Source organism: Thermobacillus composti KWC4, assembly GCF_000227705.2.
Classification (GTDB): Bacteria; Bacillota; Bacilli; order Paenibacillales; family Paenibacillaceae; genus Thermobacillus; species Thermobacillus xylanilyticus.
The window spans coordinates 921,638-940,948 of sequence record NC_019897.1 but is presented as its reverse complement, the minus strand read 5'-3'; the positions used below and the strand labels follow the sequence as shown (position 1 = coordinate 940,948).

17 protein-coding genes are annotated in these 19,311 nt (G+C 57.6%); 8 read left to right on the top strand and 9 right to left on the bottom strand.

What is annotated here, in order from left to right; genetic code table 11:
• Nucleotides 1-8: 8 nt before the first annotated feature.
• Genes THECO_RS04405 through THECO_RS04395 form a run of 3 tightly spaced genes read left to right on the top strand, consistent with a single transcriptional unit; the run spans nt 9 to nt 1,195 of the window.
• Complete coding sequence (locus THECO_RS04405; RefSeq protein ID WP_015253861.1) at nt 9-359, top strand: hypothetical protein; 351 nt, start codon at nt 9-11, stop codon at nt 357-359.
• Nucleotides 360-387: 28 nt separating this feature from the next.
• Nucleotides 388-816, top strand: coding sequence for a DNA-directed RNA polymerase (locus tag THECO_RS04400; RefSeq protein WP_015253860.1), 429 nt, complete (start codon nt 388-390; stop codon nt 814-816).
• Nucleotides 817-850: 34 nt separating this feature from the next.
• Nucleotides 851-1,195, top strand: a complete 345-nt coding sequence (locus THECO_RS04395; protein WP_015253859.1) for a hypothetical protein — start codon at nt 851-853, stop codon at nt 1,193-1,195.
• An 89-nt stretch (nt 1,196-1,284) separates the two neighbouring features.
• On the opposite strand, the gene THECO_RS04390 is transcribed toward THECO_RS04395, so the two are convergent.
• From THECO_RS04390 to THECO_RS20400, 3 genes are read right to left on the bottom strand one after another with little or no spacing between them, the layout of a single operon-like run.
• On the bottom strand, nt 1,285-2,028 hold the full coding sequence (locus THECO_RS04390) for a GNAT family N-acetyltransferase (protein ID WP_015253858.1): 744 nt from the start codon (nt 2,026-2,028) through the stop codon (nt 1,285-1,287).
• Nucleotides 2,029-2,071: 43 nt separating this feature from the next.
• Nucleotides 2,072-2,977: a phosphotransferase family protein gene (locus tag THECO_RS04385; protein ID WP_015253857.1), complete on the bottom strand. Its 906-nt coding sequence runs from the start codon at nt 2,975-2,977 to the stop codon at nt 2,072-2,074.
• A gap of 1 nt (nt 2,978) precedes the next feature.
• Complete coding sequence (locus THECO_RS20400) at nt 2,979-3,827, bottom strand: GNAT family N-acetyltransferase (RefSeq protein ID WP_015253856.1); 849 nt, start codon at nt 3,825-3,827, stop codon at nt 2,979-2,981.
• A 184-nt stretch (nt 3,828-4,011) separates the two neighbouring features.
• Here THECO_RS20400 and istA point away from each other — a divergent pair, with 184 nt between their 5' ends.
• Complete coding sequence (istA, locus tag THECO_RS04375; RefSeq protein WP_015253855.1) at nt 4,012-5,553, top strand: IS21 family transposase; 1,542 nt, start codon at nt 4,012-4,014, stop codon at nt 5,551-5,553.
• Nucleotides 5,550-6,305, top strand: coding sequence for an IS21-like element helper ATPase IstB (istB, locus tag THECO_RS04370; protein ID WP_015253556.1), 756 nt, complete (start codon nt 5,550-5,552; stop codon nt 6,303-6,305). The genes istA and istB overlap by 4 nt, the downstream gene beginning before the upstream one ends.
• A 149-nt stretch (nt 6,306-6,454) precedes the next feature.
• On the opposite strand, the gene THECO_RS04365 is transcribed toward istB, so the two are convergent.
• The 6 genes from THECO_RS04365 to THECO_RS04340 form a co-directional block, all read right to left on the bottom strand.
• Nucleotides 6,455-7,006 (bottom strand): DoxX family protein, encoded by a 552-nt coding sequence (locus tag THECO_RS04365; protein ID WP_015253854.1) that lies wholly within the window; start codon nt 7,004-7,006, stop codon nt 6,455-6,457.
• A 597-nt stretch (nt 7,007-7,603) separates the two neighbouring features.
• A complete protein-coding gene (locus tag THECO_RS04360) occupies nt 7,604-7,822 on the bottom strand; it encodes a hypothetical protein (RefSeq protein ID WP_157373523.1) in 219 nt (72 codons plus the stop codon).
• Between the two features lie 38 nt (nt 7,823-7,860).
• Nucleotides 7,861-10,476: an ABC transporter permease gene (locus THECO_RS04355; RefSeq protein ID WP_015253853.1), complete on the bottom strand. Its 2,616-nt coding sequence runs from the start codon at nt 10,474-10,476 to the stop codon at nt 7,861-7,863.
• Nucleotides 10,473-11,156: an ABC transporter ATP-binding protein gene (locus THECO_RS04350; protein ID WP_015253852.1), complete on the bottom strand. Its 684-nt coding sequence runs from the start codon at nt 11,154-11,156 to the stop codon at nt 10,473-10,475. Before THECO_RS04350 ends, THECO_RS04355 begins: the two co-directional genes overlap by 4 nt.
• A 207-nt stretch (nt 11,157-11,363) precedes the next feature.
• Nucleotides 11,364-12,365 (bottom strand): sensor histidine kinase, encoded by a 1,002-nt coding sequence (locus THECO_RS04345; RefSeq protein ID WP_015253851.1) that lies wholly within the window; start codon nt 12,363-12,365, stop codon nt 11,364-11,366.
• A 1-nt stretch (nt 12,366) separates the two neighbouring features.
• Entirely contained in the window at nt 12,367-13,056 is a 690-nt protein-coding gene (locus THECO_RS04340; protein WP_015253850.1) for a response regulator transcription factor, read from the bottom strand.
• A gap of 1,698 nt (nt 13,057-14,754) precedes the next feature.
• On the opposite strand from THECO_RS04340, the gene THECO_RS04335 reads away from it, so the two are divergent.
• The 3 genes from THECO_RS04335 to THECO_RS22195 are packed head-to-tail and all read left to right on the top strand — an operon-like array spanning nt 14,755 to nt 19,287.
• Complete coding sequence (locus tag THECO_RS04335) at nt 14,755-16,170, top strand: cytochrome ubiquinol oxidase subunit I (RefSeq protein WP_015253848.1); 1,416 nt, start codon at nt 14,755-14,757, stop codon at nt 16,168-16,170.
• On the top strand, nt 16,157-17,170 hold the full coding sequence (gene cydB / locus THECO_RS04330) for a cytochrome d ubiquinol oxidase subunit II (RefSeq protein WP_015253847.1): 1,014 nt from the start codon (nt 16,157-16,159) through the stop codon (nt 17,168-17,170). The genes THECO_RS04335 and cydB overlap by 14 nt, the downstream gene beginning before the upstream one ends.
• Nucleotides 17,170-19,287 carry an ABC transporter ATP-binding protein/permease gene (locus THECO_RS22195; RefSeq protein WP_015253846.1) on the top strand — a complete coding sequence of 706 codons (2,118 nt, stop codon included), beginning with the start codon at nt 17,170-17,172 and terminating at the stop codon, nt 19,285-19,287. Before cydB ends, THECO_RS22195 begins: the two co-directional genes overlap by 1 nt.
• Nucleotides 19,288-19,311 lie beyond the last annotated feature (24 nt).

Here is a 19,311-nt window from a genome sequence, read left to right as displayed (position 1 = left end):
GGAGAAGCATGAACACGCTGCCCGCCCCCCGCGTCTCCGGTCTGCGCGAAATCGAGTTCAGCCTGCGGCAGTTGCAAGATCACGTCGCGATGCTGAACGGCGCGGGAAAGCAGCAATTGGAGAAAGCGATCGCCGATTTCATCGAAAGCGTCAAGTACAGCGACCCGGTCAAGCCCGATTCGATTGCCGGTCAGGATCTCATGCTGCTGGAAGAACTCCGAAATCTGAACGAGATCGCCGCTTCCATGATCCGGATCGGCGGGCAGGATCACGAGCTCGGGCCGATCATCGACCAGATTCAGCAGCTCAGGCAGAAGTGGGAGCTGCGCAACGAACGGCTGCTGGCGCTGAAGTCGTAGCGGCTTCCGGCTCACGGGAGGTAACGGTTTGAGAAGCTTTGCGAAAAAATCGGTCGGCCTTGTCCTGTTTGTGCTGGGACTCACGGCCAGCGCATTTTCTCTCTTGACGATCACCATTCTGGCCACCGAACCGGCGGTTCCGCTCGCCGTGTCGCTGGTGGTCACCGTTGTCACCTGCGGGACCAGCTTTACGACCACGTATGCCGGCTGGAGGCTGTGGAAGGACCGCAAGAAGCCGGAACAGCCGATGCCGGCGGCCGAAGATACGGTCCCGGAGCCGTCCAGCAAACCGACCGGCAAGGCGAATGCGTCCGTTGGCTCCGCAAGCGCCGCGGGTGCCGCTTCGACTGCGCCCGCGACCATGGAATGTCCGGGATGCGGTGCTCCGGTGAAGGTCGCCTCGTCCGACCCCATTCAATGCGAATACTGCGGCAACCAGATCCATGTCGTGGGCTGACGCCTCCGGCATCCGACAGCAGGGGGATAAGGGAATGAAGTTTGGCTGTGGCTGTTTTTTGTTTCTCAGCGGCCTGGTGGGTGTGTTTGCAAGTTTTCTTGGCCTAATCTATTCTCCCGAAGATCGGTCCGGCAATCTCTACAATTTCGTCGTAACCGGATCTTCTCTGTTGCTGGGCTTCTTATTGCTGAGGAGTTTCATGAGAGAGCCGACTCAGTCTGATCCGTCGCAGCATCAACAAACGATCACCACCATGCAGCAAACTATCCATCATTCATCCGGCGGCTCCGGCCAGGCTGCTGACCCGGACGAGCCCGTCACCGTCGAATGTCCCGGCTGCGGCGCGCCGGTAACGGTATCCCCCTTCAAAGCCCGATGAATGCGAGTACTGCGGCAATCAGGTCCAGTTCCAACGCCCCAAGTGATCACGAGTCGTCAAAAAAAGGGGCACCCTGCAATATCCTGCGGCTACCCCTTTTTGACGCGGTACCAATACCTGTACGCCTCGCGGTAACCCAGCTTGGCGTACAGCCTCAAGGCCGGCGCATTGCCCGTTTCCACCTGCAGGTAGCTGCGTTTCGCCCCGTTCGCCTTTCCCCAACGCAGAAGATGGAGCATCAGCTGCTCGCCCAAGCCCCGGTTGCGATAATCCGGATCGGTCACAATGCAGAACACGCCGAGCGTGTTGCGTTCAAGCACGCCCATCCCGCAGGCGGCGACCCGCCCGTCCAGACGAAGCGAAGCGCAGGCCGCCGGCGTTTGGATATTCGCAAGCATCCGCTCCAGCACGCTCCGGTGTTCAGGCTGCACGCCGCTCAGCGCGCAATACGCGTCCAGCCAGTCCGCGGTGAACGACTCACTGATCTCGGCGGACCGGTTCCACGGCTCCTCGGTAACGCGGTCCAGATCCAGCGTCTGCACGCTGATCGTGTCGCCCATCGCATAGCCCATCTTCTCCAGCAGGCCGTCCAGATGCGCCGGCTGCGCGAAAGGCGTCAGCTTGTAGACGGTTGGCAGACCGCGGCGGGCATACAGCTCCTCGCAGACTTTGATTTTCTGCTCAAGATCGTGCGTTGAAGCATAGAGCGGGCTGATTGAGTTGGCCCTTTTCGTGTACCCTTCGGCAAAACGCAGCACCCAGCCGTCGTACAGCATCGTGGACAGCGCGGGCCAATGGTTGATTGACATTTCTTCGAGTTCGAACGCGTTCATGATTCTTCCCCGCTTTCCTTTCTGTTCTGCACATTCGTGTCCCTCAAAACAGCTCCGGCTGCGCAAGCCACCGGCGGATATCCACCGATCCCTGCACGCCCATCAACAGGTAGAAAAACCGGTACACCATGCGGCACCGTGACAAATCGGGCATCGCGCGGACGGACGAATACCCTTCCGCGAACGGACGCGCCGCCCGCTTGTCCATGACATATTCCAGTCCGACAAAATCCAGCTCCCGGGGAGCCGCGACATACGCCTCCGCGTCCACGAGAGCGGCAATCTTCCCGTTCTCCGCCAGAAACTGCGTCGGCCCCAGATCGATCATGACGGGGCAGAACGTCTCCGGCGCCGGCAGATGCTCCAGTTGTCCCAGCACGATGGTCAGATATTTGTTCATCGCCGGATCATGCGCATGTTCCCGCTCGACCATGATGCGCATCGTCTCCGCCAGCCTCGGATGGAAGCGTTCCTTCGCCTCCGCCTGCGTTCCCGCCAGATTGCCGAACTTGTCGAACGAAATGGAATGCACCTTGGCCAGCCATACGCCGAAATCATGGAGCAGCCCGTCCGGTTGGCCGACGAAAGAGCGCAGCATGCTCCCCTCCATCCGCTCGACCGCGAGGTACTCCCTGCCATGCAGACTCTTGCGCACAAGCACCTGAGGCACTGGAATATCCGGTATGCCGCCCAGCAGCTTCAAATTGGCCTCGAAATGGATCATGTCGCGCGGGTCGACCCCGAACAGCTGCTTGAGGCCCCACCAGAATTCATGGTCAGGCTCCTCCCGCAGCCGGGAGGAGCGGACAATCATTTCCGATGCGGCCGTTCGGATCAGCCAGACGTCGCTGCCGTGTCCCGAGTAGCCGGGATCGAGGGCGAGAAGTTCGACGATGGGTTCATCCTGCACAAAAGCTTTCAGCAGTTCCGGATCCAGCTCTGTTGTCAAATCATCCTCCCCTCTCCGCCGCATCTCCGTCATTCGGCCCGCGCCCCGGCTCATAGCGCATCCGGATGCTGCGCCCGGCGAAACCGAGCGATTCCCAGAACCGGCGTCCCCGCATGTTCCAGACCAGCACGTCGATGTCAATCGTGTCCGTTCCGAGTTCCTGCAGCAGCAGGCGGAAGCCTTTCCTGCCCCAGCCCTGCCGTCTGCAGTGCCGGCAGATGAAAAACTGTCTCAAATACAACGGATGCCTTCCGTGATCGACCAGCGCGTACCCTTTGACGTCATCGCCGGCCACGAACAGCCAGGCGCTGTAGGTGCCGCTCAGGAACCCTCGCATCCGCTCCGCGAGCTGCGCGACGTTCATCGGGTTGTCGTGCTGCTCGTCCTCGATCAGCTGCTTGTTCATTTCGGCGAGAAGTTCGATGTGCTCGTCCGCTGCCTGCACGATCCGCAGTTGATGCAGTTCGTCCGTACGATTTTCCTCTCCTGGAAAAATAACCTGCCGCTGCCGATCCAACGCCTCCGCCATCTCGTCCACAACCGCCGCGAACGAAAGCCCCCGTCTCGCCGCGTCCCGCAGCCTGCCCGATGCGTGCCATTGCCGGCCCAGCTCCACCGCCCGTGGGTATTCCTCTTGATCCCGGCTCAGAATCCGCCCGGCCTTGACGGGATCCAGCGCCCCGAGCACATGATCCGTCCTGATGACGCGCTGGATCTCGCCCAGCCGGTATTCCGCCTGCCGGATGTCGATGTTCCGCTCCCGGATGAACGGGTTGTCCGGACGGTTCAGGCCGGCTCCGCCGGCGATCGGGTCGGACGCGGCGTACCGGATCGTCCGGACGCCGCTCATGACGATCGCGCCGAAGCACTGAATGCACGGCTCGGTCGTCGTGTTGTAACCGCTAAAATAAAATTAACAAGAAACACGAAATAATCTTGAACACGAATTCCCTGATTCTCCCTCACCCGATATAATCAAGCTGGAAATTCATCAGTGTAGGGTGAGGAGAATGAAATCTGCGGAAAGGTGGCCTATGTACATTGAAATCTATCAACTGAAACAGTTGGGGCTCAATGTTTCACAGATAGCCCGCAAACTGAACATTTCTCGAAACACCGTGTACAAATATCTGAACATGTCGCCGGAAGAAATGCAGGCATTCATCGAATCGGTGAAGACGCGGCGAAAGAAGCTGGATCCGTTTGAATCCCAAGTTCTTCAATGGTTGCGGGAATATCCGGACCTATCGGCCGCTCAGATTCATGACTGGTTGAAGGAACGGCGCTTGGATGCCAACGTCTGCGAGAGCACCGTTCGGCACTTCGTCCGGCACTTGCGTGAGCGGCATGGTATCCCGAAAAGCAAACCGATGCGCCAGTACGAAGCGGTGGAAGACCCGCCCATGGGACAGCAGATGCAAGTTGACTTCGGCGAAACGAGAACGCACGATCTTCATCAGCATCCCGTACGGTTATGGTGCATCACGTTTGTCCTGTCCCATTCCCGGTACAAATACGTGGAATGGCAGGATCGACCGTTTACCACGGCGGATGTGATCCGCTGCCACGAGAACGCCTTTGAATTTTTCGGCGGCATGACTCGCGAGATCGTCTATGACCAGGATCATCTTCTGCTTGTAAGCGAAAACCACGGCGATCTGATTCTGACGGCCGAATTTGCCGCCTACGTCCGGCAGCGCAGATTTCAGATTCGCATGTGCCGCAAGCAAGATCCGGAAAGCAAGGGGCGGGTGGAAAACGTCGTCGGTTTCGTCAAACGCAACTTTGCGCGCCATCGGACGTTTACCCACATCGACCGGTGGAACGAAGACTGTTTGGCTTGGTTGAACCGAACCGGAAACGGGCGGATGCATCACACGACCAAAAAAATACCGGCGGACGTGTTCGCCGAAGAGCGGCGCCATCTCCTGCCGGTTCCCGAAAAAATACAAACCAATTCTGCACCCAGTATAACAAGACGGGTGCGAAAAGACAATACGATTGTCTTTCAGGGGAACCGGTACTCGCTGCCGCTTGGCACCTACACCGGCACGGACACGTCTGTGGAGATTCGCGTGACGCCGGACAAGCAGTTGGTGGCGTTCGATCCGGCAACCGGCGAGGAACTGGCCCGCCATCCGCTGCATGCGGGTAAAGGCAAACTCATCAAAAACACCAACCATGCCCGGGATCGTTCCAAAGGGATTGGCGCCTATATGGAACACGTGGCCGCCCGCTTTCCAGAACCGGCGCAAGCCCGATCCTATCTGGCGGTCATCCGGGAACAAAAACCGCGTTACATTCGGGACCAGTTGCAATGGATCGATCGACACGCCAAAGACGCGGATCCGGATGTGCTGGCGCAAGCGTTGGCCTATTGTCTGAAACATCGACTCTACCAGGCCACGGATTTCGTGGATGCCCTGCACTATTACGCGGCTCTGAAATCGGCCGCGGCACCAGCCGTTCCGACCGATGTCCGGTTGCTCAGCGAGCCGGAACGGCAGAAACTGAAGATGAAGCCGCAAGTTCGCCCGTTTGACGTATATCAAGCCATCCTGGAGGGAGCCCGATGAGTGAAGCGACGATGGAACTGAAGTCCGTATTCAGCGCGCTGCAGTTAACCGCCGCCGCTGGGGCGCTGGACGAACTCCTGATGGAAGCCGAAACCAGGCAGTGGAGTTACCGCCAGTGTTTGCAGCGCGTGCTTTCGTACGAGTTGAAAAAACGGGAAGAAAAGCAGTTTGCCCGTCGGTACAAACGCGCCGCGTTCCCGGAACTGAAAACGTTGGACGAATTTCGGGTCGACGAACAACCGTCCCTGGGACAACGTCAGTTGCAGCAACTTCGGGAACTGATGTGGCTGGAGCAGCATTATAACTTGCTCTTTCTGGGCCCGCCCGGCGTCGGGAAGACGCATCTGGCGATTGGACTGGGCGTCGAGGCATTGAATCAAGGATATAGCGTCAGTTTCGTCACGATGGATCAGTTGTTGCATCTCTTGAAGACGCAAGAGATTTCCCGAAACGCCCAGCTGCGGGTGAATCGGATCATCCGTTCCGATCTGGTGATTCTGGACGATCTGATGTTCATGGCGCTGGATCGGCAGGAGGCTCACTTGTTCTTTCAGTTGATCAACAAACTGTATGGGCAGGCCTCCATCATCCTGACGTCCAACAAAGGACCGGAAGATTGGGGAGAACTGCTCGGGGATCCGGCCGTCACAACCGCCATTCTGGACCGGATCCTGCATCGAAGCGAGGTGATTCACCTGACAGGAGACAGCTACCGGCTCAAGCACCGCCAAACCATATTTGGAAATTTCTAGTTGTTGAAAATAAATTCGCGAAATTTGTTCAAAGGTACTTGACGGTTACACGGCGGTCAACCACGTGCCCGTTCCCCCGCTAACCGCGCCTAGCCACGGAGTGCCGCACAAACAGCACCACTCTCATCGGCCGGCAAAGTTCTCCCTGCCTATTCCCTTTTCCACGGCGTTCCCAACAGAGGCAGCGCCCACCGGTCCAAACCGTACCAGCCGGCCGTTTTCCACGCCAACACCAGCCAAGTCGCCAAAATAAACAGGAGCGGGTTCGAACTTAACGTTCCGGCAAACAAAAAAGCGACGTTCATAAAACTGCCGAAGAAGGCGGCGATCCCCGTAAACAACCCGACGATCAGCCCCAGGCCGACGAGCACTTCCCCGTAAGCGACCAGGAAAGAAAACAGCTTCGCGTTCGGCAAAGCGACATTTTCCAAAAAGGCGGCGTACCATCCGGTCACATCTTTGCCTTCCGTCGCTTTGGCCAAAGCCCCGTTAATGAAGCCGGACACCGCCGCCCCGGCATTTTCCCCGGTCCACGCGGGAGACGTCACTTTGTGCCATCCCGCCATCAACCAGGTATAGCCGAGGTACAGCCGGATGACCAGCCAGATGATCGCCGACCGGGTGTCGTTAAACAGAAATTTGGAAACAGGATTTTCCGGCACGACAATTTTGTGTTCCGACACTTTCAAGTTGCTGTTCATGTTCATCCCTTCCCTTGTTTGCAAAGTCTTTTCCGTTCATGTTTAGAGGTTTCTCTCCGCTATAGAGATCTTTGAATCTCTAAATCTCTATATATATTCATATGTCGTCAAACGTTGTTGGATTTTTTATCCTCTTCCCGGTCTTCGGCGCGCCGGATTTGCAGTTGTTGCAAATTTGCCACACTTTTTGAATTGGCCGGCTGCGCTGTCCTCCGCCTTGCAGCATTCATTCGCTTCCGTAACGGACACCAGAGACGTGATTTCATCAAAAAAGGCCCTTTTTCAGCGCTGACGGACCAGCGGCCTTATTGAGCGTAAAACGTCCCGTTTCCTGGTTGTTTGCTCGAAATAAGGGCTCTCAGGTCCGTTGCACCATCAAAAAGAGTCTTACCAATGAAATAACGTCTCTACGGTCCGTTAGCCCAAAAGGGCCTTCGCCGTCTGTATGTGTCCCGGCCATTCCGGCTTTCCGCTGCGATCCTCCTGCAGAATCAGCCGCTTGGCGTAAGCCGGGCGATGCGCTCGTCCCGATTTTGCTCGCGGGCAGCCCTCCCCCTACGGGATCAGCAGCTTGGCGCAAGAGCTTGCGCTCTCACCCTAAGGGACTGCCTCATGCACGCCTGCTTCACCATCTGCCGCTGAACCGCTCGGGGATGCAGAAAGAAATCGTCGTCGCGCGCAAGCTGGGCAAGGGCGGCAGCCGCCGCGAGCGGCCGCCAAATCTTCATTTTCAAGCAAATAGTAGGCGATCCGGTAGCCATAGAGCTCGAACCGCTTGAGTACCGCCGCTTTCCGCGGCAGCGAATGGCCGCTCATCTTTCCCTCTCCCCCACATCCGTCCGTACCGGACCGGCCTATATGCTCTCCTGCTTGATCGCGTCGATAATATTTTCCTTCTTCACCTTGGAGCTGGAATACAGCATCGCCGAACCGACGATCGCAAATACGGCGATCACGGCAAACAGCATGCTCGTCCACGGGAGCTCGAAACGGTAGCTAAATGAATAATTCGATGATCTGTGAATCAGCGCCATGACCGCCAGGCTGGCCGGCAGTCCGTACAGCAGCGCCTTGATGCCGTAAAAGACGCTCTCATAGTTGATCATTTTGTTAAAACTTTTCGGCGTCATGCCGACCGATTTCAGCATGGCGAATTCGCGTTTGCGCAGCGCGATGCTGGTCGAGATCGTGTTGAAAATGTTCGCGATGGAGATCGCCGTAATGAGCAGAATAAAGCCGTATGTGAACACGGACACAATCAGAATGACCTGCTGTTCCTGCTGCCTGTGCTGATAGACATTCATCAAATGAATGCCGGGCACATCCATCTCTTCAATGTCCTGCTGCGTCTTCATCGGATCCGAACTTTGGAGCGCCATGCCGGAGCTGAGATTGATCCCTTCGTCCAAGACCGGGGCCAGCAGACGGTCCATGGCGCGTTCAGAGACAATGAGGTGCAGGATGTACAAATTGTCCGTGGTTACCCCTAACGGCGGCTGGTCCGTCAATGCCGCAATTTCCACGGTGCCGGCCGGTTTCTCCGTCACCGTCTCCCACTCCATGCCGTGCAGATCGAGGCTTGAACCGGCTGCGGCGCGAATCGCCTTGGTCTCCACATATTTTTCTTTATCCAGGTATGTGACCGTATCCACCACAATCGCGGCCGGGCGCTCCGCATCCCGCATCCGCTCAAAATCGGCGCCGACCCGTTCCGCATAAGCCCGAAGGCTGTCGTCATCCAGGCCATGCAGCATAATTTGGTAACGCATCTTCCCGTTGTCCAGCAGATCCGGGTTCTCGGCCGCTTGCTTTCTGAGCGGATCGGACAACTGCGATTCATCGATCCAGGCAAACAAGTCCGCTTCCTTCATCACGCTGTATTCGGTCACTTCATCGAGCGCGGCTACGGCTCGGACGAATGAGTCGTCCAGATCTTCTTGGGCGCCGGTCCAAATTTTCAGATCATAATTGAGGTTGACCTGGGACATCTCCACCGACTTTTTCAGCATATCCGTGAAATAAGAAACGGTCAAAAACAAAACGATGCTGATGACGAGAGAAAAGACGGTCGCCATGTATCTGCGCTTGTTGCGCTTTAAGTTTTTCAGGCCGATTTCGGCTTCTATGCCGAACAAAATCCGAACGAGCTTCGACGTTTTGACCGCTCTGCGCGTCAGCTTGATGTCGGCCGTCTGCCGGATCGCGTCAATGGCCGAAATTCGGGAAGCTCTGCGCGCCGGAAGATACGTGGAAATGAAGATCGTCAAAAGCGAAACCCCGCAAGCGGTCGCAACCGACATCGGCGTAACGGTGACTTGCAGAGTCTCGGTAATTCCAAACGCGCCCTGAATCATCTTATTGATGAACAGGAAGGTCACGCCGATTCCGGCAATCCCGCAGACGATTCCGAGCGGGATGCTGATCATGCCGATGACCGCCCCTTCAAAAAACACCGAATTCCGTTTCTGCCTCCGGGTCGCCCCGACGCTCGCCAGCATGCCGAGATGGCGCGATCTTTCCGATACCGAGATGGCAAACGCGTTATAGATGAGCGAGACGGAGCCGACCACGATGACGGCCATCAGCACGCCCGAGACGGAATAAAGCGTGCGCTTCAAGCCGCTGTTGTCCGTCACGCCGTAATAGCGGAGCAGCTCGCTGTTGAAGACGGGTTCGGCCATGCCCCACTGTTTCGCCAGCGCTTTCGCATGATCATGCAACGCATTGTTCACCTTGCGCAAAATGACCGATCCGTTGACGCGGTCTTCCGGTCCGAGCGATTTTTCATCCAAATAGGTGAGCGCCGTATAGCCCGGCGACCAGACCGGCTCCCAGGACGGAGTCTTGATTATCCCCACAACCGTGTAAGTTTTCCGCTCCGTATTCCTTAGTTCTTCGATCCGGTCGCCCTTTTCGTCGACAAACAAGGCGTCAGTCTGATTGAAACTTCCGTTCCGGCTCAAGTCCATGCCGGAGTCTTCCGGCAAGTACCGCTGTCCCACATCCAGCGTCAACGTATCGCCGATTTGGTAATCCACCCCGGCGTTTTTGGCGATGCTTTCGGAGACGGCCAGCTCATCTTCCGTCCGCGGCAGCCGCCCCTCGCTCAATTCCACGGGAAAGTAGCGGAAGCCCTCCGAATTGTACGCCTTGATGAACAGATACGGCTTATGGGGAGTCTTGCTGCCCGCAAGCTCCGCATACCCTTCGTCTCTGGAGACGATCAGCGTTCGGGTCGCCCTGTCCCGCCGGATCGCTTCCAACTGCTCTTTGCCTATGTTCCGGTACAGGACATGCCATTCGCCCGATTCCGCAATCGTCTGCCTCTTCAGCAGATCCAGAAACGACACGATGATCGTGGCCACCGCCATAATCATAGCCGCGGAAATGATGACGCCGATGATGGTCACGAGCGTTCTTCGCCTGTTGAGCTTCATATGCCGGACCGTCAGCTTGTTGACAATGTTCATGGACGAATCACCTCGTCCTTGGCAATCCGGCCGTCCTCGATCGAAATGACCCGGTCGGCCTGCAGCGCAATCCGCTCATCGTGGGTAATGACGATCAGCGTCTGGTTGTACGTTTTGTTGAACATTTTCAGCAAATCGACGATTTCTCTGGAGTTTTTGCTGTCCAGATTGCCGGTCGGCTCGTCCGCCAGCACGATGGAAGGGTTGTTGATCAGCGCCCGCCCGATCGAAACCCGCTGCTGCTGTCCGCCGGACAGCTGATTGGGCAGGTAGCCCAGCCGGTCCTGCAAATTTAACGTGTGCACGATGCTGTGGAAATGGTTCCGGTCCACCTTGTGCCCGTCGAGCAGCACCGGCAGCGTGATGTTTTCTTCCACCGTCAGCACCGGAATCAGGTTGTAGAACTGATAAATCAGGCCGATCTGCCTGCGCCTGAAAATCGCCAGCTGCGTTTCGTCCAGACGGTAAATGTCGGTGTTGTCGATCCACACTTTGCCGCTTGTCGGCCGGTCCACTCCGCCGATCAAATGCAACAGCGTCGATTTGCCCGAGCCCGACGGGCCGATGATCGCGACGAACTCCCCTTTTTTCACCGAGAAGGACACATCGTCCAGCGCTTTTACCGCCATTTCCCCTTTGCCGTAGATTTTCGACAGATGCTCTATCTTCAATATCTCCATCATCCCATCCCCTTATCGCAAACGTCGACAGAAGGCCCCGATTCGCCGAAGCCTTGATAGAGCCAGTATATCCGCCGAACGTGACAGTCAGGTGACTGCGAAAGTGACAATTTTGTCATATGGCTTGACAGGATGCAATTACGGCAAAAAAAGTTTTGCGGCAGCAGGCGCGATCGTCGGCCACTGCGCGTGACGGGTGTCCAGGCCTCAAACGATGCCTTTGTAAAATTTGATCCGGAACTCCGTGCCCTGGCCCGGGCTGCTCTTCACTTCGATCGTGCCGTACTGGCTCGTGACGATGCTGTGGGCCATCGCCAGCCCGATGCCGATGCTGCCTTCGCTCGCGTTTTTGCCTCTGTAGAACCGTTTGAAAATATGCGGCAAATCTTCTTTCGGTATGCCCGTCCCGCTGTCGGCGACGACGATTTCCGTGTACAGCGCATTTTCTCCATACGTGACCGCGATGGTGCCGCCTTCCGGCGTATGCTCTACGCAGTTTTTCAATATATTGATCAGCGCCTCGGCCGTCCAATGAAGATCCCCGGTGAATGCCGCCTCCGGATCCCCTTGAACGGTCAGTTTCTGCTCCTTGATGTCCATCGGGATGAGAACGGACTCCAACGCTTTGCGGACCAGCGTTTCCGCCTTCACCGGCTCGCGTTTGAAGCGAGCCGTTCCCGCATCGATTTTGGACAGCTTGAGCAGGGAAGAAATCAGCCAATCGAGCCGTTCCAGCTGAACGCGGATATTGTTCGTAAATTCCTTGCGCTTCTCCGCGGGCAGTCCGCTGTCGTCGAGCAGATCGACCATCACCATCATGGACGTGAGCGGGGTTTTGAGCTGGTGGGAGATGTCGGAAATCGCGTCCGTCAGCCGCAGCTTGTCGCGTTGGAGCTGCGAGCCCTGCTCGGACAGTTTGAGCGTCACTTTGTAGATTTCATTTTTCAAAATGCTGAGCTCGCCCTCCCGGTTGTCGCGCACATCCAGCGTATAATCGCCGCCCGAAATCCGGCGCAAATAGCCGGACAGTTTCTCCAGCTCGCGGTATCTCCAGCGCGTGAACCAGAAGAAGCAGAAGATGAGCAGGATGGCGGTGGCGGCGGTGATCAGGGCGGCCGCTAGCGAGACAAAAGCGGCGGCGAACGTCATGACCAAGGCGATGGCGCACAAGGCCGTTAAAAAATATTGGATTTCCCGGTTGCGCAGCACGTCATTCACCGGCCTTGTAGCCCAAACCGCGCACGGTTTTAATGATCGCCGGATGCTGGGGATCGTCTTCCAGCTTCTCCCGCAGCCTTTTGATATACACGGTCAGCGTATTGTCGTTCACGAAATCTCCCGCCACATCCCAAATTTGTTCCAAAAGTTGGCTCCGCGTCAGCACTTGTCCGACATGGCTGGCGAAAACAAGCAGCAGCCGGTATTCCAGAGCCGTCAGGGCGATTTCCCGCCCCCGCTTGTACACTTTGCCTTCGAGCGTATGAATGCGGACATCGCCGATGTCCACCACGTTTTTCGCCTGGGGCGGGTGTTGATGCTGATAGCGGCGCAGCACCGACTTCATCCGGGAGAGCAGCTCGCGGATACGGAACGGCTTCGTAATGTAATCGTCCGCGCCCATGTCGAGCCCCATGACCACGTTGACTTCTTCGTCGATGGCCGACAGGAAAATCACCGGCACATCGCTCCGCCGCTTGACCAGCTGGCACAGCTCATAGCCGCTCCCGTCCGGCAGGGACAAGTCGAAGATGCACAAGGAAAACCGCTCCAGCCCGGCTTCGATCTCCTCTTTCGCCGAAGCCGCGTCATAACAGAGCGTGACGGTATACTGCTCCTGCTCCAGCGAATATTTGAGTCCGGACGCGATGGTCCGGTCGTCTTCAACGAGCAAAATGTTCATCTTCGGATCCTTCCTATCTGCAAAAAGCGCTGTTCTCCACCCATTACATCATATTTCAATAGACGTTGCAAAACGGAAAGGGACCCGCAAGCCGCAAAAAAAGTGTTTCGTTACAGATTGACCGGGAACGGCATCGATCCGGGTTAGGACGGCGTCACAATTACGGCCTGGACAGGCAAGAAGCCGGCCAAAGGCACATCGGGACCGGCATCCCGGCCGATATGCTGTATTTTTACCGTATATCTGGCCAACAGAGCCTCCGGAGGAAGCCCATGTGCTGCTTTTTTCACGCACATCAAGCTCATACGCCTCCCTAACGGCCGCTTGTGCTGCATTTTTCACGTACATCAGGCCCACACGTCGCCCTAACGGCCTCATGTGCTGCATTTTTCGCGTACATCGGGCCCATACGCCGCCCTAACGGCTGCTTGTGCTGCATTTTTCACGCACAATCAGGCCCACACGCCCGCTCAAACAGCCGCATGTGCTGCATTTTTCACGCACATCAGGCCCATACGCTGTCCTAACGGCCGCATGTGCTGCATTTTTCACGCACATCAGGCCCACACGCCAGCCCTAACGGCCGCATGTGCTGCATTTTTCACGTACATCGGGCCCACACGCCCGCTCAAACAGCTGCTTGTGCTGCATTTTTCACGTACATCGGGCCCATACGCCGCCCTAACGGCCTCATGTGCTGCATTTTTCGCGTACATCGGGCCCACACGCCAGCCCAAACGGCCGCATGTGCTGCATTTTTCACGCACATCAAGCTCATACGCTGGCCAAGCGGCTGCATGTGCTGCATTTTTCACGTACATCAGGCTCATACGCTGCCCAAACGGCTGCATGTGCTGCATCTTTCACGCACAATCAGGCCCACACGCCCGCTCAAACGGCCGCATGTGCCGCATTTTTCACGTACATCGGGCCCATACGCCGCCCTAACGGCTGCATGTGCTGCATTTTTCGCGTACATCGGGCCCATACGCTGCCCTAACGGCCGCTTGTGCTGCATTTTTCACGTACATCGGGCCCATACGCTGCCCAAACGGCCGCATGTTGCATATCGGGTCAAACGATCCATACTTTCTCCGGAAATGTTCAAATTTTGTTCATAAAAAACGAGCTTATTCACACAAATGTCATTGACACTTCAAGATTCCGCCATGAGTGGCATGAAAAACAGCCGTCCGTTTCCATTATACTGAGGGTAAGAAAACGGCAGGGAACCGCTTGCCATGGGAGCCGCCGACGCCGGTATGAACGGCTCGCCGGAAATCCACGTTTGCGGGATCTGGCCGTACCTAGGTGAATGGCTCGTCAGAAATCCCGTTTGCGGGATCTGGCTGCGCCAATGTAAATGGTTCGCCAGCAATCCCGTTTGCGGAACTGCCAGCGCCGGAATGAACGGCTTGCCGGGAAATCCACGTTAACGGGGGATGGACGCGCCAAGGTGAACGGCTGCCAAGATGAACGGCTCTTCGCCCCAACAACACAGAAAGGCCGGCGGCGTGAACGCAAACGTCAACCGGTGCGGATCTCGCACTCCCCCCGAAAATGCGGAGCCGATGCCGTTTGTGCACCACACATGTGATAAATTTCACAAATTATTCACGCAACCTTCAAACCTTCTTCACAAATGGTGAGCTAAAACAAGAACCGCTGCAACGATGAACAGAAAGAAGGGATAACACGATGGATGTATTGGATCTCGCGCGTCTCCAGTTTGCTTTGACCACGATTTTTCACTTCATTTTCGTGCCGATCTCGATCGGGCTGTCGTTCCTGGTCGCGATCATGGAAACGTTGTACGTCGTCAAGAAAAACGAGCTGTATAAACGAATGGCCAAGTTCTGGGGAACGTTTCTGCTCATCAACTTTGCCGTGGGCATCGTGACGGGCATTCTGCAGGAATTCCAGTTCGGCATGAACTGGTCGGAATTTTCCCGCTTTGTGGGCGACATTTTCGGGGCGCCGCTGGCGATCGAGGCGCTGCTCGCCTTTTTCCTCGAATCGGCTTTTATCGGGCTATGGGTGTTCGGCTGGAACCGGCTGTCCCCGAAAGTTCATCTGGCCTGCATCTGGTTGGTGTCCGCCGGCACGATGATTTCCGCTCTCTGGATTTTGGCGGCAAACTCTTTCATGCAGAGACCTGTAGGCTACACGATCAACAACGGGCGGGCGGAAATGACCGACTTCATGGCGCTATTGACGAACGGCCAACTGCTGTGGGAGTTCCCGCACACGATTTCGGCGGCCATCGCCACGGGCGCCTTCCTGGTGGCCGGGATCAGCGCATGGAGTCTGCTGAGGAAGCGGGAGACGGAATTTTTTCGCTCTTCGTTCAAACTGTCAATTATTGTGGCGCTGATCGCTTCGGTAGCTATCGCCGAGTTCGGGCATAAGCAGGCGCAGTACTTGATGGACACCCAGCCGATGAAAATGGCCGCTTCCGAAGGGCTGTGGGAAACGAGCGGCGACCCGGCGCCGTGGACGGTCTTCGCGATCATCGATCCGGAAAACAGGGAAAACCGGTTTGAAATCAAAATTCCGTATCTGCTCAGTTTCCTGTCGTACAGCAAGTTTTCGGGGGCCGTTCCGGGCATGAACGAACTGCAGGCGGAATATGAAAAAACTTATGGTCCGGGCGACTACATTCCGCCGGTGCGCACGACCTTCTGGAGCTTCCGGATTATGGTCGCCTGCGGCACCGCCATGATTCTGCTCGGCTTGTACGGTTCGTTTCTGGCGCTGCGCAAGAAATGGGACAAGATGGGCGGCTGGTTTCTGCGCGCCATGGTCGCCGCCATCTTCCTGCCTTTTGTCGCCAACACGGCGGGCTGGATTATGACCGAGATCGGCCGCCAGCCGTGGACGGTATTCGGCCTGCTGACGGTCGAAGATTCCGTATCGCCGGGCGTCACCGCGGGGGAAATCTGGTTTTCCCTGATTTCGTTCACGACGATGTATCTCATTCTGCTCTTTGTGCTGATCTTCCTGTTCATCCGAACGGCGCGCCGGGGTCCGGAACGCGAAAGGGAACGGGAGCAGCAGGATCCGGCGTTTGATCCTTACGCGCTTGAAGGAGGCGATTCGGTTGCCGCTCAATGATCTTTGGTTTTTGCTGATTTCCGTGTTGTTTACCGGTTTTTTCTTTCTCGAAGGCTTCGATTTCGGAGTCGGCATGGCGACGCGTTTTCTCGCCCGGGGGGATACGCAGCGCCGGGTGCTGATCAATACGATCGGTCCGTTCTGGGATGCCAACGAGGTATGGCTGATCACCGCGGCGGGCGCCATGTTTGCCGCGTTCCCGCACTGGTATTCGACTCTGTTCAGCGGATATTACATGCTGCTGACCTTGATCTTGCTGTCGCTGATTGCCCGCGGGGTCGCGTTCGAGTTCCGCGGCAAGGCGGAGGGCCGCTTATGGCGGAAAACGTGGGACGCCGCGATTTTTACCGGCAGCGCCGCTCCCCCGTTTTTGTTCGGGATCATGTTTTTCAGCCTGATTCAAGGGATGCCGATTGGACACAATATGGAAATGACGGCCGGTTTCGGCGATGTGGTGAACGGTTATTCGCTGTGGGGCGGTTTGACCGTAACAAGCCTTTGTCTCCTGCACGGCCTGACCTTCATCTCGCTTAAAACGACCGGAGAACTGCGGAACCGGTCGCGGCGCATGGCGCTGAGGCTGCTCCCGGCGGCAGCGGCTCTGCTCGCTGTGCTGGCGGTGTGGACCGGGTTTGCGACCGATCTGTTCGAGCAGCGGAAAGGGTGGATGACGGCCGCCGTGATCCTCGGGGGGTTGGCCGCCGGTCTGACCGGATATTTTCTGAAACGACAGAAAGAAGGGTGGGCGTTCGGCATGACGGGCACGTTAATCGTCCTGATGTTGGCATCGGTGTTCATCGGCCTTTTTCCGCGAGTCATGATCAGCTCGATCGACAGCGCCTTTGACCTGACGGTGGCCAATGCCGCTTCCAGCCCGTACACGCTCAAGTCGATGACGATTGTGGCGGCGGTGCTGCTGCCCTTTGTACTCGCTTATCAAGGGTGGAGCTACTATGTGTTCCGAAAACGCGTAAGCGACAGCGATCATTTGGAGTACTAATGGACAGAGCGTTATTCAAACTCCAAGGCGTCCGTCCGGTTCTTCTGGCGCTCAGTCTGCTGTCGCTGCTGCAGGGCGCGGCCATCATCGGGCAAGCGCTGTGGCTGGCCGAATCGATCGCGCTGCTCTTTCACGGCCGGCCTGTGGGGCAAGCGGTTCAGCCGCTCGTTTTGTTCGCGGCCGCCTATGCCGCGCGCCATACCTTCGCCTGGCTGGCGCGTCTTGTTGCCGGACGGTTTGCGGAACAAACCGGCGAGCGGCTCCGGCGGCGGCTGCTTAAGCGCCTGTTCGAGCGCGGCCCGGGATACGCCGCCCAAACCGGCAGCGGCCGGTTAGTCACGCTGGCGCTGGACGGTGCGGACCGCTTCCGGACGTATCTGGAACTCGCGGTTTCGCGCATGCTGGACATGATGCTGATCACCTCCACACTCCTGGCCGCCGTCTACTCCCTCGATCCGGCTTCCGGTTTGATTCTGACTGTTACCATGCCGGTGCTGATCGGGTTCTTCATTCTGCTCGGGATGGCCGCCCGCAAGACGGCCGACAGGCAGTGGCGCTCCTATCAGGTGCTGTCACATCATTTTACCGACACGCTGCGCGGCCTGGCGACGCTCAAACTGCTCGGACGAAGCCGGGCGTACGCCGCGACGGTCGAACGGGTGAGCGACCGGTACCGGTCGGCGACGATGCGCACGCTGCGGGTCGCTTTTCTCTCCTCGTTCGCGCTTGATTTTTTCAGCACCTTGTCGGTCGCGTTCGTGGCCGTCGGCCTCGGCCTGCGGCTGATCAACGGCGGCGTTGGCCTGGAAACCGCCCTCGCCGTGCTGCTTTTGGCGCCGGAGTATTTTCTGCCCGTACGGATGCTCGGCGCCGACTATCACGCTTCGCTTGACGGGAAGGAAGCATGGGCCGCGATCCGCCGCGTCATCGAAGCGGATGAGCGCGATGAGGAGGGGCGCGGCGCGGGTGGAAGCAGCGGGGGCGAGCGTGCTATGGGCGGACGTGACGCAGATGTGTCCGGCGTGAACCGGTTCGACGAGGACGGGCGCAGTGCGGATGGACACGGCGCTAACGGGCACGACAGGATCAGATGCGGCGTGGATGGGCGCAACGCAGATGTGTCCGGCGTGAACCGATTTGGTGTGAACGAGCGTGGCGAGGACGATGTAGATGGGTGTGGTCCAGGTGAATTTGAGGCAGGCGGTCGCAGCACGGACAGACGCGGCAGCCGTGCGGACAGTGACGCTGCGGGACTGCTTCCGCCATTCGGCGGCAAAAGCGGCGGGAGCGGCAAAGGCGATAGGGAAACCGCCGCAGAACAAAAACGTCGATTCGCCGGAACGGCAGACCTACTTACATTTCCAGAAAATAGCGTATCCGCGATTGAACTGCTGAATGTGGAAGTTGCCGGAGATGAGGGCATTCCCCGGCTGTCCGGCATCACTGCCTCCATCGGGCGCGAGATCCGCAAAGTCGGCATCGTCGGGATGAGCGGCGCCGGGAAAACTACGATGCTCCATCTGCTCGGCGGCTTCCTGACGCCGTCATCGGGCGTCATTCAATTGGACGGATGTCCGCTTGCGGGGGAAACGAAGCGAAAATGGCAGCGGCAGCTGGCCTTTATTCCGCAGCATCCGTACCTGTTCAGCGGAACGCTTGCGGACAATGTCCGTTTCTACGAGCCGGACGCGTCCGAAGAGCGGGTCATGGAAGCGCTGGACGCGGTCGGACTCGGCGATCTGGTCCGGCAGCTGCCTAACGGGATTTACGAACGAATCGGCGAAGGAGGAAGAGCGCTCAGCGGCGGTCAGGCGCAGCGGGTGGCGCTCGCGCGGGCGCTTGCGGGACAACGTTCGGTGCTGCTCCTCGATGAGCCGACCGCGCACCTGGATATTGAAACCGAACTGGAACTGAAACATACCCTGCTGTCGGTATTCGGCGACCGGCGCGTTTTTCTCGCCACTCACCGGCTGCATTGGATGAAAGAGATGGACTGGATTTGGTTGCTGAAAGACGGGCGACTGGCGGAAGCCGGCACGCATGAACAGCTGACAGCGCGCAGCGGCATTTACAGCGAACTGCTGGCGGCAGCCGCGGGAGGGGGAAGCAAACGTTGAAAAGACGAGCAAACAAACAAAACA

Excerpts from the sequence above, each read along its gene's own strand:
- THECO_RS04405 (WP_015253861.1), top strand. The coding sequence starts at position 9 with ATGAACACGCTGCCCGCCCCCCGCGTCTCCGGTCTGCGCGAAATCGAG.
- THECO_RS04360 (WP_157373523.1), bottom strand. The coding sequence starts at position 7,822 with ATGAGCGGCCATTCGCTGCCGCGGAAAGCGGCGGTACTCAAGCGGTTC.
- THECO_RS04395 (WP_015253859.1), top strand. The coding sequence starts at position 851 with ATGAAGTTTGGCTGTGGCTGTTTTTTGTTTCTCAGCGGCCTGGTGGGT.
- istA (WP_015253855.1), top strand. The coding sequence starts at position 4,012 with ATGTACATTGAAATCTATCAACTGAAACAGTTGGGGCTCAATGTTTCA.
- istB (WP_015253556.1), top strand. The coding sequence starts at position 5,550 with ATGAGTGAAGCGACGATGGAACTGAAGTCCGTATTCAGCGCGCTGCAG.
- THECO_RS04335 (WP_015253848.1), top strand. The coding sequence starts at position 14,755 with ATGGATGTATTGGATCTCGCGCGTCTCCAGTTTGCTTTGACCACGATT.
- THECO_RS04365 (WP_015253854.1), bottom strand. The coding sequence starts at position 7,006 with ATGAACAGCAACTTGAAAGTGTCGGAACACAAAATTGTCGTGCCGGAA.
- THECO_RS22195 (WP_015253846.1), top strand. The coding sequence starts at position 17,170 with ATGGACAGAGCGTTATTCAAACTCCAAGGCGTCCGTCCGGTTCTTCTG.
- THECO_RS04350 (WP_015253852.1), bottom strand. The coding sequence starts at position 11,156 with ATGGAGATATTGAAGATAGAGCATCTGTCGAAAATCTACGGCAAAGGG.
- THECO_RS04390 (WP_015253858.1), bottom strand. The coding sequence starts at position 2,028 with ATGAACGCGTTCGAACTCGAAGAAATGTCAATCAACCATTGGCCCGCG.
- THECO_RS04355 (WP_015253853.1), bottom strand. The coding sequence starts at position 10,476 with ATGAACATTGTCAACAAGCTGACGGTCCGGCATATGAAGCTCAACAGG.
- THECO_RS20400 (WP_015253856.1), bottom strand. The coding sequence starts at position 3,827 with ATGAGCGGCGTCCGGACGATCCGGTACGCCGCGTCCGACCCGATCGCC.
- THECO_RS04340 (WP_015253850.1), bottom strand. The coding sequence starts at position 13,056 with ATGAACATTTTGCTCGTTGAAGACGACCGGACCATCGCGTCCGGACTC.